Here is a 15,635-nt window from a genome sequence, read left to right on the forward strand (position 1 = left end):
TGGATTGCCTACCCTCGTCATCAGTCAATGCTTTCCCGGCCCCATATAGCCGAACAAGAACCCCGCCACTTTCCGCATCTGGATCTCCTCGCTGCCTTCGGTGATCCGGTAGCGGCGATGGTGACGGTAGATGTGCTCGAACGGCTTGTGGCGTGAATAGCCCATACCGCCATGGACCTGCATGGCGCGGTCGGCGGACTCGCAGCAGAGGCGGTTTGCCCAGTAATTGCACATCGAGACGCGGTCGGACAGCGTGCGCTCGATCTGCTCCTCGTTGAGCTGGTCCATCTCCCAGGCGGTCTTGCGGATCAAGAGGCGCAGCATCTCGGCTTGGGTGGCGAGCTCGACCAGCGGGAACTGGATCGCCTGGTTCTCGGCCAGCGCCTTGCCGAACGGCTTGCGCTCACGCGCGTATTTCACACTCTCGTTGATGCAGTAGACCGCGGCGCCGAGCGAGCTTGCCGCCTGGCGAATGCGGTTCTGGTGCACGAAGCATTGCGCCAGCGACAGACCGCGGCCGACCTCGCCGAACAGCGCATCCTCCGGCACGAAGACGTCGGTGAAGCTGACGCGCGGGTGGTCGGTCGGCATGTTGAAGGTCCACATATATTCTTCGACCTTCACGCCATGGCTCTTCGCCGGCACCAGGAAGCAGGTGATGCCGCGGGCGTCGCCGTCGTTGCCGCTGGTGCGCGCAAACAGCGCGCAGTGCGTGGCCACATGCATGCCTGTCGTCCACATCTTCTCGCCGTTGATGATCCAGCCCTTGACGTTGTCGCGGGTCGCTGCCACCGCGCGCGTCTCCATGTGGGTGGCATCCGAACCGTGATGCGGCTCGGTCAGGCCAAAGGTGATGCGGTATTTGCCCCTGATCGAGCCGTCGATCATCGCCTTCTGGTCGTCACGGCCGTAGCGGTCGAGCATGGTGACGACGGGGAAATTGCCGACGATGGAATGCTCGTTCTGGAGGTCGTTGTGCAGGCCAAGGCCTTTGGCGGCAAAATGCTCGCGGATCACGGCCATCCAGAGGTTGGAGCCGTCCTTGCCGCCGTATTGCTTCGGCACCGGAAAGCGCAGATGCCCGGCGGCGTCGGCGAGGTCCTTGGCCTTGCGCAGCAGCGCTTCCCATTCGTGGCGCGGCAGGCCGCCGTTCTCGAAATCGGTGCGCGCCCATTCGCGGCGATGGTCGAAGAAGCGGATGTTGTCATCGGCCTGTTCCAGCGGCTTGATCTCGCGGTCGATGAAACGGTCGAGCTCTCCGAGATAGGCGACGAGATCAGCAGGCAATGTGAAATCCACAGGTTCTCTCCCGGATTGATTTTATCGTTTTGCGTTAAGGCGCTAGGCGCATTCTTGCTTGACTCGATTAAGGTGAGAAGAGCGCGTGCAAGTCAAGCAAGCCGAGACGTGAGGAGCGCAAGGCGCGCCCGCGCAATTCGATGGTGCTCTGGCGCACCCGCACGGTAGTATGGCGCCAATATTCCTTCACGAGAAAATGCGGGAGCGCGCGATGGAGCTGAAATTTTCAAAGGTGGAACGCAAGGGACCGATCACGATCGTGACGCTGTCGCGGCCCGAGGTCTACAACGCGCTGCACACCGATGCGCACTTCGAGCTTCAGAAGGTGTTTGACGATTTCTCCGCCGATCCCGAACAGTGGATCGCGATCGTCACGGGCAGCGGCGATAAGGCGTTCTGCGCCGGCAACGATTTGAAATGGCAGGCGGCGGGAGGAAAACGCGGCTGGGACAAGGGCGGCTTCGCCGGTCTCACCTCACGCTTCGACTGCGACAAGCCGATCATCGCTGCGGTGAACGGCGTCGCCATGGGCGGCGGCTTCGAGATCGCGCTCGCCTGCGACCTCATCATCGCTTCGGAGAATGCAACCTTCGCCCTGCCCGAGCCGCGCGTTGGACTTGCCGCGCTCGCCGGCGGCCTGCACCGGCTGCCGCGGCAGATCGGCCTCAAGCGCGCCATGGGCATGATCCTCACCGCCCGCCATGTCAGCGCCAAGGAAGGGCTCGAGCTCGGCTTCGTCAACGAGGTGGTGCCACAGGGCGAGGCGCTCGCCGGCGCCCTGCGCTGGGCCGAGATGATCGCCAAGAATTCGCCGATGTCGATCCGGGCCTCGAAGCAGGCGATCCAGAAGGGGCTTGGCGTGTCGCTGGAACAGGCGATCGCGGAGCAGCGGGATTATCCGGCCGTGCAAGCAATGGTCGCCTCGCAGGACTACATCGAGGGCCCGAAGGCGTTTTCCGAGAAGCGGCCGCCGAAATGGGTGGGGAAGTGACCGCGCTCTGCGCGGTCATTCCGGGCGCGCCCCTTAGGCGCGAACTATGATGCGCAATTGCGCATCTGAGAATCCATTGAGCATCAGAGACGGTGGATGAATGGATTCCGGGCTCGTCGCTCCGCGACGCCCCGGAATGACGGTCGAGAGTGGACACCGCTCTCGCCACACCGTCATTGCGAGGAGCGCTTGCGACGAAGCAATCCAGACTGCCTCAACGGATAGATGCTGGATTGCTTCGCTGCGCTCGCAATGACGGTGGATGGGGCACTACCTACCCGCCTCTCGAAAGCTCCCGCTTGTACGACGCATAATTCGGCTGATCGACCGCGAGCTTGTCCAGCGTGGTCGCCCAGAGATGTTCTGCGAGACCGGGCGTCGCCAGATCGACTTCGCCCCTGGCGATGCGCTCGGCGAGCGCGCGGTTCAACTCCATGACCGAGCCGTCGATGCCGAGCAGCGCGCGCAGGCGCTCCACCTCCTTCGCATCGCTCGCCACCTCCTGCGTCAGCTGGCGCGTGACGAGGTCGAGGATGTTGATGGCGACGCGCAGCTTGAAGGCCTGGTGGCCGGAGATCAACGGCGTGATGTCGCTGCGGAGGAAATCGGCGACTGCCTTGGTCAGCTCGATCGGGGTCGGCTCGTCCTGCATGTGTCAGCTCCCGCGCGGCGCCAGGAGGCGCAACAGATCGATCTCGGTCTCGCTGGCGCGGCGGCCGATCATGGCGCGCTCCATGGAATGGTCGGGCCCCTCGCGAAAGCGCTGCATCATGCCGCCGCACATGATGCCCCAGCGCAGCGTGCCCATCACTTCCCAGAATTTCACGCGCTCGGGGTCGACCCTGCGGCCCGCAGCCTCATAGCCGGCGAACAACTCCTCGCGCGTGCCAAAACCGCCGACGGGCTTGTCGATCTCGCCGAAACGCCAGGAATTGACGCAGACCCAGCCGAGATCCTCCATGGGGTCGCCGAGATGGGCGAGCTCCCAGTCGAGCACAGCGCGAACGCCATCCGCGCCGATGATGAGATTGCCGTTGCGGAAATCGCCGTGCACCAGCGTGGTCTCGGCCGAGGGGCCCGGATCGCGGTCGCTCAGCCAGCGCAGCGCCAGCTCGAACACGGGCTTGGGCCAGTTCAGGCTGCGATAGTCGCGCTCGAACTCGGCGATCTCCTGGGTCGCGCCCCTGCTGCGCAACGCAGGCAATTTGTCCTGCGGCAGCCGATGGAGACCTGCGAGAATGCCGCCGATCTGCCGCGCCAGACGCGGCCGCGCCGCCGCAAATTCCTGGTCGCGAAGAATCTTGCGCGCGATGGTCTCGCCCTCGACCCGCTGCATGATGAAGCCGGTGCCGAGATCGTCCTCCGGCACCAGCACATGCAGCACGCGCGGCGACGGCACGCCGGCCTCATAGGCGAGCTGCATCAGCTGCGCTTCCGCGCCAAGGCCAGCCGCACGGGTCGGCGCGGCGCCATAGCCCTTTGGCGAGCGGCGCAGGATCGCGCCGATCGGCCCGTCGGGATGGGTGATGTCGAAGCGCCAGGTTTCCTGGCTGGCGCCGCCGGAGAGCTTTGCCGCACAGGTCGCGCCGGTCGCCCCTTTGCACCAGCGCTGGACGCTGCGTGAAAGCGCCGCCTCGATCATTTGCCCTTGAACTGCGCGGGCCGCTTCTCGAGGAAGGCGCCGACGCCCTCGCGGAAATCCTCGGTGTCACCGGCGCGAAGCTGGCACTGGAACTCGAGATTGAGCTGATCCTCGAAGGAATTCTCCGGGCTGTCCCAATAGAGCTTGCGGATCAGCGACAGCGCCACGGTCGGGCCGCTGGCGAGATCGCGCGCCAGCTTCATCGCTTCCTCCATCAAGACGCCGTCATCATAGACGCGGTTGACGAGGCCCCATTCCAGCGCCTTCTCGGCCGGCAGCCGCTCGCCCATCAGCGACAATTCGATCGAGCGCGCGCGCCCGACGAGGCGCGGCAGCAGCCAGGTCGAGCCGCAATCCGGCACGAGGCCGATGCGGCGGAAGGCCTGCAGGAAATAGGACGAGCGCGCGCACAAGATCATGTCGCCGAGCAGGGCGAAGCTCATGCCGGCGCCGGCGGCCGGGCCATTGACCGCGGTGACGATCGGGCAGTGCAGGTTGCGGATGCGGCGCAGGAAGGGATGAAAGCCGGTCTCCAGCGTAAGGCCGGCCTTGGTCTTCTTCGCTTGGTTGTTGCGGCCTTGCAGATTGGCGCCCGTGCAGAACGCCCGCCCCGCACCGGTCAGCACCACGCAGCGCACCTCGTCCTTCTTCTCCTCGATCGCATCGAGCGCCTCGGAAAGACCGCCCAGCATGTCGACGGAGACCGCGTTCATCACCTCCTGATGGTCGAGCTTCAAGATCGCGACCGCGCCATCGAAATCGAGCGTGACGTGTTTGAACTGCATGGTTTCCTCGTCGGTTGCGGCCCGCATCAGTTTCGCAGGCCGGAATTCGTCTTGCCGGGGCGCATATTTGATTTTTGGCGCGGTCTTGTCCATGGTGATCGGAGCATAGCAAGCAATCTTGTGCGCAGCGGCTGATGCGCCGCGGTCTAAAAACAGGAAACGCGCCATGAACCTCTTCGACCTTTCCGGCCGCGTGGCCGTGATCACCGGCGGCAATGGCGGCATCGGGCTCGGCATCGCGCAGGCGCTCGCGGGCCAGGGCTGCAACGTCTCGATCTGGGGCCGCAATGCTGACAAGAACAACGCCGCTGCCGCGAGCATGGCGGGCCTATCCGGCAAGGTCGACAGCCGCGTCTGCGACGTCAGCGATCCCGCCTCGGTCGCTTCAGCGATGAAGGCGACGCTCGACACCTTCGGCCGGGTCGATGGCTGCTTCGCCAATGCGGGCATCGGCGGCGGCGGCCGGCGCGCCTTCATCGAGCGCACCGAGGAGGAATGGCGCACGATGTTCGCGACCAATCTCGACGGCGTGTTCCACGCGTTCCAGGCGGCCGCCAAGCACATGACGGATCGCGCCAATGCCGGCGATCCCTTTGGCCGGCTGGTCGCGACCTCGAGCCTCGCCTCGATCTTCGGCACGGCGCGCAACGAGCATTATGCGGCGACCAAGGCCGCCATCAACGCGCTGGTGCGCGCGCTCGGCGTCGAGCTGGCACGTCACGGCGTCACCGCCAATGCGATCCTGCCGGGCTGGATCAAGAGCGACATGACCGCAGGGCTCATGGCGAACGACAAGTTCGTAGCCAACGTGATGCCGCGGATTCCGCTGCGGCGCTTCGGCGAAGCCTCGGATTTCGGCGGCATTGCGGTCTATCTGATGAGCAAGGCGTCGTCGTATCACACCGCGGATACGTTCGTGATCGACGGCGGCTATACCGCGTTTTGATTCTCGTAGCCTGGATGGAGCGCAGCGAATCCAGGGCGGCCAAAAGCAAGCAAGACCCGGATTTCGCTCTGCTCCATCCGGGCTACAACACTGAGGGAACGGGCAAATGTTTTCACACGTCATGATCGGTACCAACGACCTGGAAAAGGCCAAGGCGTTCTACGACCAACTGCTCGGCACGCTCGAGGTGCGGCCGGCCAGGGTCGACGGCCACCGCATCTTCTACATCACCAAGACCGGCGTGTTCTCGGTGTCGAAGCCGATCAACGGCGAGCCGGCGACATGCGCCAACGGCGGCACGATCGGCTTTGCCGCCAATTCGCCGGAACAGGTCGATGCGTGGCACGCGGCGGGCGTTGCAGCCGGCGCAAAATCGATCGAGGATCCGCCCGGCGTGCGCCAGGGCCCTGGTGGCAAGCTGTATCTCGCCTATCTGCGCGATCTCGATGGCAACAAGATCTGCGCGATGCACCGGATGGCGAACTAGCCGCATGCTCAGTGTCGTCCCCGCCTAGTGCGCAATTGCGCACGGGGGCGGGGACCCATACACTCAGGGAGTAGTTGTCGGACGAACTGGTAACTACGCATCTTCGCCAAACTTCTCCCTGTGGTTATGGGTCCCGGATCTGCGCTCCGCTTCGCTGCGCTTGTCCGGGACGACACTTGGAGGGACTTCACCCAGCCCCATTCAAACAACATTTCAAACGGCCTTGCGATATTCCATCGCATGGCATGGCCTCGCGCGTGAAAATGCGCGCTCGCACTTTGTCGGCGCTGCGACTATCTTGCGCTCAACACATTCTAGCGATCCCGGGAGGACCAATGACAAAACACACCTACATTCCCCGCACCACCAACTACACGCTCAATCCCGGCGACGAGCTCAACGACTTGCGGATGTCGGACCAGGTCCGGCCGCTCTACGATCACGTCAAGAAGTTCATCCGCGATACCGTCGAGCCGATGTCGATCGAGTTCGCCAAGGCCGGCGAGGGCAAGGAAGATCGCTGGAGTTTTACGCCGAAGCAGCTCGAAGTGCTGGAGAAGGCCAAGAACAAGGCCAAGCAGGAAGGCCTTTGGAACTTCTTCCTGCCCGATGACGAGACCGGCCAGGGCCTGAAGAATCTCGACTACGCCTATATCGCCGCCGAGCTCGGCAAGAGCCCGCTGGCCTCGGAGACGATGAATTGCTCGGCGCCCGACACCGGCAACATGGAGGTGCTGGAACGCGTCGGCACCAAGGAGCAGAAGGAGAAGTGGCTGAAGCCGCTGCTCAACGGCGAGATCCGCTCGGCCTATGTCATGACCGAACCGAACGTCGCCTCCTCCGACGCCAAGAACATCTCGACCACCGCAAAGCTGGTCGGCGACGAATGGGTGATCAATGGCGAGAAGTACTACATCTCGGGTCTCGGCGATCCCCGCTGCAAGATCCTTATCGTGATGGTGAAGACCAACCCGGACGCGCCGCCGAGCAAGCAGCAGTCGCAGATCCTGGTGCCGCGCGACACGCCCGGCGTCGAGGTGCTCGGTCCCATGCACGTGTTCGGCCAGGACCACGCCCCGCGCGGCCACATGCACATGCGCTTCAACAACGTGCGCGTGCCGAAGGAGAACATCCTGCTCGGCGAAGGCCGCGGCTTCGAGATCTCGCAGCTCCGCCTCGGACCGGGCCGCATCCATCACTGCATGCGTACCATCGGCAAGGCCGAGAAGGCGCTCGACCTGATGGTGCAGCGTGGCCTTACCCGCGAAGCCTTCGGCAAGAAGATCGCCCATCTCGGCGGCAACATGCAGATCATCGCGCAGGCGCGCTGCGAGATCGAGGCGATGCGGCTGATGGTGCTGAAGGCAGCGAAGGCGATGGACGTGCTCGGCAACAAGGAGGCCCGCGTCTGGGTCTCCATGGTCAAGGCCATGGTGCCCGAGCGCGCCTGCAAGATCATCGACCAGGCCATCCAGATGCACGGCGCCACCGGCATCTCGCATTGGACCCCGCTCGCCGAGATGTACCAGGACGTGCGGCACCTGCGCTTCGCCGACGGTCCGGACGAGGTGCACTGGATGGTGGTGGGCCGCCACGAGCTGAGCATGGCGTGAAGGTCTCTCCTCCGCCTCTCCCCGTTCTTACGGGGAGAGGGTTGGGGTGAGGGGCCTCTCTCCACGCGTGAGATTGTCGAATGACCTGTACCCCCTCCCCCGGATCGCAAGCGCGATCCGACCTCTCCCCGCAAGCGGGGAGAGGTGAAGAACCCGTTACTACGTCGCGGGCACGAGCTTGTCCTGCGTCTTCGTTTCGAAATCGGAAGCGTCGTGGCGCTCGTGGAGCTGGCTGGCGGGATCGCCGGAGACGCGGTTGACCATGCGGCCGCGCTTCACGGCGGGGCGCTGCGCAATCTGGTCGGTCCAGCGTTGCACGTTCTTGTAGTCCTGCACCGACAGAAATTCGCCGGCGCCATAGACCAGCCCCTTGGCGAGCGCGCCATACCAGGGCCACACCGCCATGTCGGCGATGCTGTATTCCTTGCCCGCAAGATATTCGTTGTCGGCGAGACGCCGGTCCAGCACGTCGAGCTGGCGCTTGGTCTCCATTGCGAAACGGTCGATGGCGTATTCGATCTTGGTCGGCGCATAGGCATAGAAATGGCCGAAGCCGCCGCCGAGATAGGGCGCGCTGCCCATTTGCCAGAACAGCCAGGACATCGCCTCGGTGCGGGCCTTGACATCGTTCGGCAGGAAGGCGCCGAACTTCTCGGCGAGGTAGAACAGGATCGAGCCGGACTCGAACACCCGGACGGGTTCGGGGCCGGAACGGTCCATCAGCGCCGGGATCTTGGAATTCGGATTGATGTCGACGAAGCCGCTGCCGAACTGGTCGCCGTTGCCGATCCTGATCAGCCAGGCGTCATATTCGGCTCCCTTGTGGCCGAGCGCCAGCAGCTCCTCCAGCATCACGGTGACCTTGACCCCGTTCGGCGTCGCGAGCGAATAGAGCTGAAGCGGATGCTTGCCGACCGGCAGCTCCTTGTCGTGGGTGGGGCCGGCGATCGGCCGGTTGATGTTGGCGAACTGACCGCCGTTCTCCTTGTTCCAGGTCCAGACTTTGGGCGGCACGTACGGGGCGTCGGTCATGCGGGGGCTCCGGGGGAAAAAGATGCGTCTGCATTAATTAGACCGGGAACGGCCGATGGCAAGGGCACCGCACGCATTGCCGGATGGGACAACTCTGCGTTTTGTCATGGCAGCCCCTCCCCTCCGTCATTCCGGGGTACCCGCAGGGCCTGCGGCCCGCGGATCGAGCGCGACGTCTACACACAAGATGCCTCGCCAGATCCGGCATGTCATCGATCGCTAGCGTCACTTTGCTTTGACAGCGAAAGCAACGAGAATGCGAAGCCTGCCGCCGGGAGAGAGCCATGAAATCGCCGATCTGCGACATGCTGGGGATCGAATTCCCGCTGCTCGCCTTCAGCCATTGTCGCGACGTCGTTGCCGCCGTCAGCCGCGCCGGCGGCTTCGGCGTGCTGGGCGCGACCGTGCATACGCCGGATACGCTCGAGCGTGAGCTGACGTGGATCGACGATCACGTCGACGGCAAGCCCTACGGCATCGACGTGCTGATCCCGGAAAACATCTCGACCGCGGGCGAGAAGGACGTCACCTGGAAGAGCCTGGAAGCGCGCGTGCCGCAGGACCACCGCAACTACACGCGCGATCTCCTGAAGAAGTACGACATCGAGCTGACCACCACCGAGGTCGCGGACAACCAGCCGCAGCCGTTCGACGGCAAGACCGCGCTTCAGCTGCTCGAGGTCTCCTTCAATCATCCGATTCGCCTGATCGCCAATGCGCTGGGCGTGCCGCCGAAGGCGATGATCGAGATGGGCAAGAAGCACGGCGTGCCGGTTGCCGCGCTGGTCGGCGCCAAGGAGCACGCGCTGCGCCAGGTCGCCGCCGGCGTCGACATCCTCGTGGTGCAGGGCACCGAGGCCGGCGGCCATTGCGGCGAGGTCTCGACCATGGTGCTGGTGCCGGAGGTGATCAAGGCGATCAAGCCGATCCGCGACGTGCCGGTGCTGGCGGCCGGCGGCATCATGACGGGGCGGCAGATGGCGGCCTGCATGGCGATGGGAGCGGCCGGCGCCTGGACCGGCTCGGTGTGGCTTGCGACGGTGGAGGCCGAGACCAGCGAGATCTTTCGCGAGAAGATGATCGCGGCCTCCTCGCGCGATGCGGTGCGCTCGAAGGGCCGCACCGGCAAGCCGGCGCGGCAGCTCCGTTCGGTCTGGACCGATGCCTGGGACCGTGCGCCCGACAGCCCGGGCGCGCTACCGATGCCGCTGCAAAGCATCATCAGCCGCGACGCCTTCCATTCGATCGACCGAGCCGCCGCAAGCGGCAACGCCAGGGCGCGCGATCTCGTCAGCTATTTCGTCGGCCAGGGCGTCGGCCTGATCGACAGCGTGAAGTCGGCAGGCGCCGTGGTACAGGAGTTCAAGCAGGATTTCGCCGAAGCCGTCGAGCACATGAATGCGCTTGTGGCGGAATGATGGTGTAGATCCTCATGGTGAGGAGGCGCGCAAGCGCCGTCTCGAACCATGAGAGCCCGCGGCCCATCCTTCGAGACGCCTGCTTCGCAGGCTCCTCAGGATGAGGTCTTAGATGTCTGAGAGAGTGAAGAAGCAAGAACAATGACGACTGTTTCCTCTGACTGCATTCCCGTCATCGTCGGCGTGGGCGAGATCGTCGACCGTCCGAAGGAGATCACTGAAGGGTTCGAACCTCTCGACCTGCTCGAACAGGCGCTGCGGCGGGCTGAACAAGACGCCGGCGCAAAACTGCTGGGCGAGGTGCAATCGCTCGACATCGTCAATTTCCTGAGCTGGCGCTATCGCGATCCGGAGCAGCTTTTGGCTGAGCGCCTCGGCATCTCGCCCGCGCATTGCTATTACGGGCCGGTCGGCGGCGAGAGCCCGATCCGCTACATCCACGAGGCGGCCAAGCGCGTCGCGCGCGGCGAGTGCAGCGTGGCGGCGATCTGCGGCGCGGAGGCGCAATCGACCGCGACCAAGGCGGAGCGCGCCGGCATCAAGCTGCCGTGGACGCCGTTCGCTCATGACGTCGAGGAGCCGAAGCGCGGCGCGGCCTTCCAGAAGCCGCTGGCGGTGAAGCTCGGCGTGTTTCGACCTGTGACCGTTTATCCGTTCTATGAAGCGGCCTCCTCCGCGCATTGGGGGCAGACGCCGCGCGAGGCCATGGCGGAGTCAGGCACGCTGTGGTCGCGCTATTCGGAAGCCGCCGCGCAGAATCCAAACGCCTGGCTGAAGCGGCGTTATGCGCCGGAGGAGATCACGACGCCGACCGCGGATAACCGGCTGATCGCCTGGCCCTACAACAAGCTGATGGTGGCCAACCCCAGCGTCAACATGGGCGGTGCACTGCTGCTCACCAGTCTCGCCAAGGCACGCGCGGCCGGGATCGCCGAAGACAAACTGGTCTACCCGCTCGGCGGCGCCTCCGCGGAAGAGCCGCGTGACTATTTGATGCGCGACCAGTTTTACGAGAGCCACCCGCAGAACGCCGTGCTGAAAGCGGCGATGGACCTCGCCGGCGGCGACGGCAAGTCCTTCGACGCGATCGAGCTCTACAGTTGTTTCCCCTGCGTGCCCAAAATGGCGCGGCGGATGCTGGGCTTAGGTGCCGACGTGCAGCCGACCGTGACCGGCGGCCTCACCTTCTTCGGCGCGCCGCTCAACACCTACATGACGCATGCGGCCTGCGCGATGGTGCGCCGTTTGCGCGACGGCGCCAGGCTCGGCCTGCTCTACGGCCAGGGCGGCTTCGTCACCAAGCACCACGCGCTGGTGGTGTCGAAGACGCCGCCGCGCGAGGCGCTGGTGCAGGAAACGAGCGTGCAGGCCGATGCGGACCGCAACAAGCGCGCGGTGCCGGAGTTCGTCGCGGAGACCACGGGCAAGGGCAAGGTCGAGAGCTTCACCGTGCTTTACGGCCGCGGCGGCGATATCGAGCATGGCGTCGTGATGCTGCGGACAGAGGACGATCGCCGTTCGCTGGCGCGGATCCCGGCGAGCGACGGCGCGACGCTGGCGCATCTGCTCGACATGGACCGCACCCCGGTCGGCTCGCTCGGCGAGATCGCTATGGCAGAAGATGGCGTGCCCGAGTGGCGGGTGGCCTAGATCATGATGAGATCAGGGTTTGATTGCTACATCGTAAGTGCACTCCCTCTCCCGTTTGCGGGAGAGGTTGCACCGAGCCCGTGGCAATCGATTCAACCTAAAGCCATTCCGCTCTAGCGATTGCGCACCTCAGGCGGCGCGAACCGAGTTCAGGAACTTGCCGACCTCGAGCTTGAGGCGGTTGGAATCGCGGGACAGCATCTGGGCCGCCGACAGCACCTGCGTGGACGCTGATCCCGTCTCCGAGGCGCCGCGCTGCACGTCGCCGACGTTGGACGAGACCTGCTGGGTGCCCAGGGCGGCCTGCTGCACGTTGCGGGCGATCTCCTGGGTGGCTGCGCCCTGCTGCTGCACGGCCGCCGCGATGGCCGAGGCGATCTCCGACAGACGCGCGATGGTGCCGCTGATCTCGCCGATGGCGCTGACCGAATCCTGCGTCGCCGCCTGAATGCCGCCGACCTGCTGGCCGATCTCGCCGGTGGCCTTGGCCGTCTGCTCGGCGAGTGCCTTGACCTCGGAGGCTACCACCGCGAAGCCGCGGCCGGCTTCGCCAGCCCGCGCCGCCTCGATCGTGGCGTTGAGTGCCAGGAGGTTGGTCTGGCCGGCAATCGCATTGATGAGTTCGACGACGTCGCCGATCCGCGCCGCAGCCCGCGACAACTCGCTGACACGCTCGGTGGTGGCATGCGCCTGGCTGACCGCCTCGCTGGCGATCCGGGAGGAATCCTGCACCTGCCGCCCGATCTCGCGCACCGAGGACGACATCTCCTCGGCAGCCGAAGCCACCGAATGGACATTGCTGGAGGCGGCCTCCGAGCCGGACGCGACCACCGTGGCCAGCTCCTGGGCTCGGCCCGCAGTCGAGGACAGGGTCGAAGCCGACGCCTCGAGTTCGGTCGCAGCCGAGGACACGGTCTCGACGATCTCCCCGATCGCGGCCTCGAAACCGTCGGCAAGCTTGGTCATGTCGGCCTTGCGCTGCGCCTCGGCGCGGCGCTGCACCGCCTGCACCTCGTCGCGGCTGAAACGGACGATGGTCTGCACGGTCTGAAGGTTGCGCAGCGCCTCGCCGATCTCGTCGTCGCGCTCGATCACGATGCGGTTGTCAAGCTTGTCCTGCACGAGGTTGACCAGCGTGTCGTTGAGCTGCCGCATCGGTCCCCGAATAGCACGCATGGTCGCAAGGCCCGCGAAGCCGGCGATGGCCGCACCGGCGACAGCCAGCAGCGACAGGATCAGGCTGGCCGAACCGCCGGTGGCGACCGCGCCACCGATGCCGAGCGCGAGCATGAACAGCGCCTGCAGCACCATCATCGTGACCAGGCGCGCCTTCAGCGTCCCGGTAAAGATGCTGAAGCGGTCGAGCCAAGAGCGGCGGCGGATGATGCCGGCGTCGATGCGATAGCTGTGCGGCTTCTTCTCGCGGATGGCGGCATAGACCTCTTCGGCGAGCTTGCGCTGGTCGGCCGGCAGCTTGGTGCGGATCGACGTATAGCCCTTGACCTCGCCGTTCTCGCGGATCGGAGAAGCCGTCGCCAGCACCCAATAGAAGTCACCGTTCTTGCGGCGGTTCTTGACGGCGCCGAGCCAGGGCTTGCCGGCCTTCAGCGTGTCCCAGAGATTGTCGAACGCCTCCGGCGGCATGTCGGGGTGACGGACGATGTTGTGCGGCTGGCCCATCAGTTCCGCCGACGTGAAGCCGGCGGCCGCGAGGAAGTCCTCGTTGAAGTAGGTGAGCTTGCCCTTCAGATCGGTCCGCGAAACGATCAGCGTCTCGTCGCTGACGGGATATTCGACTGCGGTGACGGGGAGGTTCTTGCGCATCGTGGGCCCCAAATGAATTGATTATCGTTTTCCAATTCGGACGGCCGCTGTTGGAGTCGTCTTTACGCGATTCTCGTAAAACGACTTTAACTAACCGTGAAAACAGCACCTACGTAGGTTTACGGGTGCCCCCGATGATACTACCTGCAAGCGACATCAGGCTACCGGCGAAGAAATGAAGAGCGGCGCTTTCGGCGCCGCTCTTCGATTGATGGCTCGCCGCGAGGATCTACGCGGCGCGCACGTTGGTCAGGAACTTGCTGACCTCACTCTTCAGCCGGCCGGAATCGTTCGACAGCATTTGCGCCGCCGACAGCACCTGCGAGGAGGCCGTGCCGGTCTCGGTCGCGCCGCGCTGCACGTCGGTGATGTTGGACGACACCTGTTGGGTGCCATGCGCCGCCTGCTGAACGTTGCGGGCGATCTCCTGCGTCGCGGCGCCCTGCTCTTCCACCGCAGCGGCGATGGCCGACGAGATCTCCGACAGGCGCTCGATGGTCGAGGAGATCTCCTTGATGGCGCCGACGGAGTCGTTGGTCGCCGCCTGGATGCCGGAGATCTGCTGGCCGATCTCGCCGGTCGCCTTCGCGGTCTGCTCGGCGAGCGCCTTTACCTCGGAGGCGACGACGGCAAAACCGCGGCCGGCTTCGCCTGCGCGCGCCGCCTCGATGGTGGCGTTCAGCGCCAGCAGGTTGGTCTGGCCGGCGATGGTGTTGATCAGCTCGACGACGTCGCCGATGCGCGCAGCGGCCTTGGAAAGCTCGCTGACGCGATCGGTGGTGGCGCGCGCCTGGCCGACGGCATCGCCCGCCATCCGCGCCGATTCCTGCACCTGGCGGCTGATCTCGCCGACCGACGAGGCCATCTCCTCGGTCGCCGAGGCCACCGATTGCACGTTGGTGGAGGTTTCCTCCGAAGCGCCGGCCACCGTGGTCGCCAGCCGCTGCGAGCGGTCGGCGGTCGCAGTCAGGGTCGATGCGGAGGCCTCTAACTGGGTCGAGGCCGACGACACGGTCTGGACGATCTCGCCGATCATCGTTTCGAATTCGCGGGTGATGTTGTCGACGCGGCGGCCGCGCTCGATCTTGGCTTCGGCGTCGGCCGCGGCGGCTTCGTCGGCGGCCTTCTTGGCGATCAACGCCTCCTTGAAGATGTGGAGCACGTCGGCCATGGCGCCGATCTCGGTCTTCTCGCCGCGATGCGGGACTTCGGCGGAGAGGTCGCCTCGGCCCAGCGCCTGCATCGGCAGGGTGATCGAGTTGATGCCGCTAGAGACGTCGCGGACGAGATAGAAGCTGACGGCGATGCCGATGACGATGGCAGCGCCGAGAATGGCCGAGACCAGCATGAAGGTATAGGCGTAGCTGTCGGCGGCGTCCTGGGCCGCCTGTTCTCCGCCCTTGGTGTTGAGCTCGATGTCCTTGGTCAGGACCTCGTCTGCCTGAAGACCGAGCTTGTTGACGGTCTTCGTATTCAGCTCCCGGGCCTCGTGTGGGATCTTGCCGGCTTCCTTGCGCGAGAGCGCCATCACCTCTTCGGTGCCCCTCTTGTAATCGTCCCAGAGCTTTGCCCATTGGGTGTAGAGCGCCCGCTCCTCAGGCGAGGTGATCATCGGCTCGTAGCGGCTGCGGTATTTGGCAAGCGCCTCGAGCACCGTTACGGCCGTCTTTTCGTTGGCGAGCTTCTCGTCCAGCGTGTCGGAAAGCATGTGCTGGCGGACCACGTTGCGATAGGTGATGACGCTCGCCCGAAGCTCGCCGAGCACCCGCACGCTGGGCATCCAATTCATCGTGATGTCGACCGTGTTGGCGTTCATCGACCGCATTTTCATGATGGCGAGCAGGCCCATGCCGGCCATCGCGACGAGCAGGAACGCCACGACACTGATGATCTTGGCGCGGATGGAAATGTTGGCGAACATAATCGGATCTCGTTGTGCTGGCGCGGA

At 65.0% G+C, this 15,635-nt stretch carries 13 protein-coding genes; 6 read left to right on the plus strand and 7 right to left on the minus strand.

The features are described 5' to 3' along the window. Positions 1-24 precede the first annotated feature (24 nt). On the minus strand, positions 25-1,299 hold the full coding sequence (locus tag P0R31_RS07905; RefSeq protein WP_275513579.1) for an acyl-CoA dehydrogenase family protein: 1,275 nt from the start codon (positions 1,297-1,299) through the stop codon (positions 25-27). 211 nt (positions 1,300-1,510) lie between these two features. Here P0R31_RS07905 and P0R31_RS07910 point away from each other — a divergent pair, with 211 nt between their 5' ends. Further along, positions 1,511-2,290, plus strand: a complete 780-nt coding sequence (locus tag P0R31_RS07910) for an enoyl-CoA hydratase-related protein (RefSeq protein ID WP_275513580.1) — start codon at positions 1,511-1,513, stop codon at positions 2,288-2,290. 274 nt (positions 2,291-2,564) lie between these two features. Here P0R31_RS07910 and P0R31_RS07915 read toward each other — a convergent pair whose 3' ends face one another. Genes P0R31_RS07915 through P0R31_RS07925 form a run of 3 tightly spaced genes read right to left on the minus strand, consistent with a single transcriptional unit; the run spans position 2,565 to position 4,717 of the window. Continuing rightward, positions 2,565-2,942 carry a DUF6285 domain-containing protein gene (locus P0R31_RS07915; RefSeq protein WP_275513581.1) on the minus strand — a complete coding sequence of 126 codons (378 nt, stop codon included), beginning with the start codon at positions 2,940-2,942 and terminating at the stop codon, positions 2,565-2,567. A gap of 3 nt (positions 2,943-2,945) precedes the next feature. Beyond that, positions 2,946-3,932 (minus strand): phosphotransferase family protein, encoded by a 987-nt coding sequence (locus tag P0R31_RS07920; RefSeq protein WP_275513582.1) that lies wholly within the window; start codon positions 3,930-3,932, stop codon positions 2,946-2,948. After that, positions 3,929-4,717, minus strand: a complete 789-nt coding sequence (locus P0R31_RS07925) for an enoyl-CoA hydratase/isomerase (protein ID WP_275513583.1) — start codon at positions 4,715-4,717, stop codon at positions 3,929-3,931. Before P0R31_RS07925 ends, P0R31_RS07920 begins: the two co-directional genes overlap by 4 nt. Before the next feature lie 166 nt (positions 4,718-4,883). Here P0R31_RS07925 and P0R31_RS07930 point away from each other — a divergent pair, with 166 nt between their 5' ends. The 3 genes from P0R31_RS07930 (at position 4,884) to P0R31_RS07940 (ending at position 7,763) form a co-directional block, all read left to right on the plus strand. Then, a complete protein-coding gene (locus P0R31_RS07930; protein WP_275513584.1) occupies positions 4,884-5,663 on the plus strand; it encodes an SDR family NAD(P)-dependent oxidoreductase in 780 nt (259 codons plus the stop codon). 106 nt (positions 5,664-5,769) lie between these two features. After that, positions 5,770-6,150 carry a VOC family protein gene (locus tag P0R31_RS07935; protein ID WP_275513585.1) on the plus strand — a complete coding sequence of 127 codons (381 nt, stop codon included), beginning with the start codon at positions 5,770-5,772 and terminating at the stop codon, positions 6,148-6,150. Between the two features lie 335 nt (positions 6,151-6,485). After that, positions 6,486-7,763, plus strand: a complete 1,278-nt coding sequence (locus tag P0R31_RS07940; protein WP_275513586.1) for an acyl-CoA dehydrogenase family protein — start codon at positions 6,486-6,488, stop codon at positions 7,761-7,763. A gap of 159 nt (positions 7,764-7,922) precedes the next feature. Here P0R31_RS07940 and yghU read toward each other — a convergent pair whose 3' ends face one another. After that, a complete protein-coding gene (gene yghU / locus P0R31_RS07945; RefSeq protein ID WP_275513587.1) occupies positions 7,923-8,795 on the minus strand; it encodes a glutathione-dependent disulfide-bond oxidoreductase in 873 nt (290 codons plus the stop codon). A gap of 284 nt (positions 8,796-9,079) precedes the next feature. Between yghU and P0R31_RS07950 the strand changes: the two genes are divergently transcribed. Beyond that, entirely contained in the window at positions 9,080-10,213 is a 1,134-nt protein-coding gene (locus P0R31_RS07950; protein ID WP_275513588.1) for a nitronate monooxygenase, read from the plus strand. 141 nt (positions 10,214-10,354) lie between these two features. After that, on the plus strand, positions 10,355-11,863 hold the full coding sequence (locus tag P0R31_RS07955; RefSeq protein WP_275513589.1) for an acetyl-CoA acetyltransferase: 1,509 nt from the start codon (positions 10,355-10,357) through the stop codon (positions 11,861-11,863). Positions 11,864-11,992: 129 nt separating this feature from the next. Here the strand turns inward: P0R31_RS07955 and P0R31_RS07960 are convergent, their stop codons facing one another. Together P0R31_RS07960 and P0R31_RS07965 are read right to left on the minus strand one after the other, a co-directional pair. Next, positions 11,993-13,687 carry a methyl-accepting chemotaxis protein gene (locus P0R31_RS07960; protein ID WP_275513590.1) on the minus strand — a complete coding sequence of 565 codons (1,695 nt, stop codon included), beginning with the start codon at positions 13,685-13,687 and terminating at the stop codon, positions 11,993-11,995. Positions 13,688-13,916: 229 nt separating this feature from the next. After that, a complete protein-coding gene (locus P0R31_RS07965) occupies positions 13,917-15,608 on the minus strand; it encodes a methyl-accepting chemotaxis protein (RefSeq protein WP_275513591.1) in 1,692 nt (563 codons plus the stop codon). Positions 15,609-15,635 lie beyond the last annotated feature (27 nt).

This window comes from Bradyrhizobium yuanmingense, assembly GCF_029167105.1.
Classification (GTDB): Bacteria; Pseudomonadota; Alphaproteobacteria; order Rhizobiales; family Xanthobacteraceae; genus Bradyrhizobium; species Bradyrhizobium yuanmingense_A.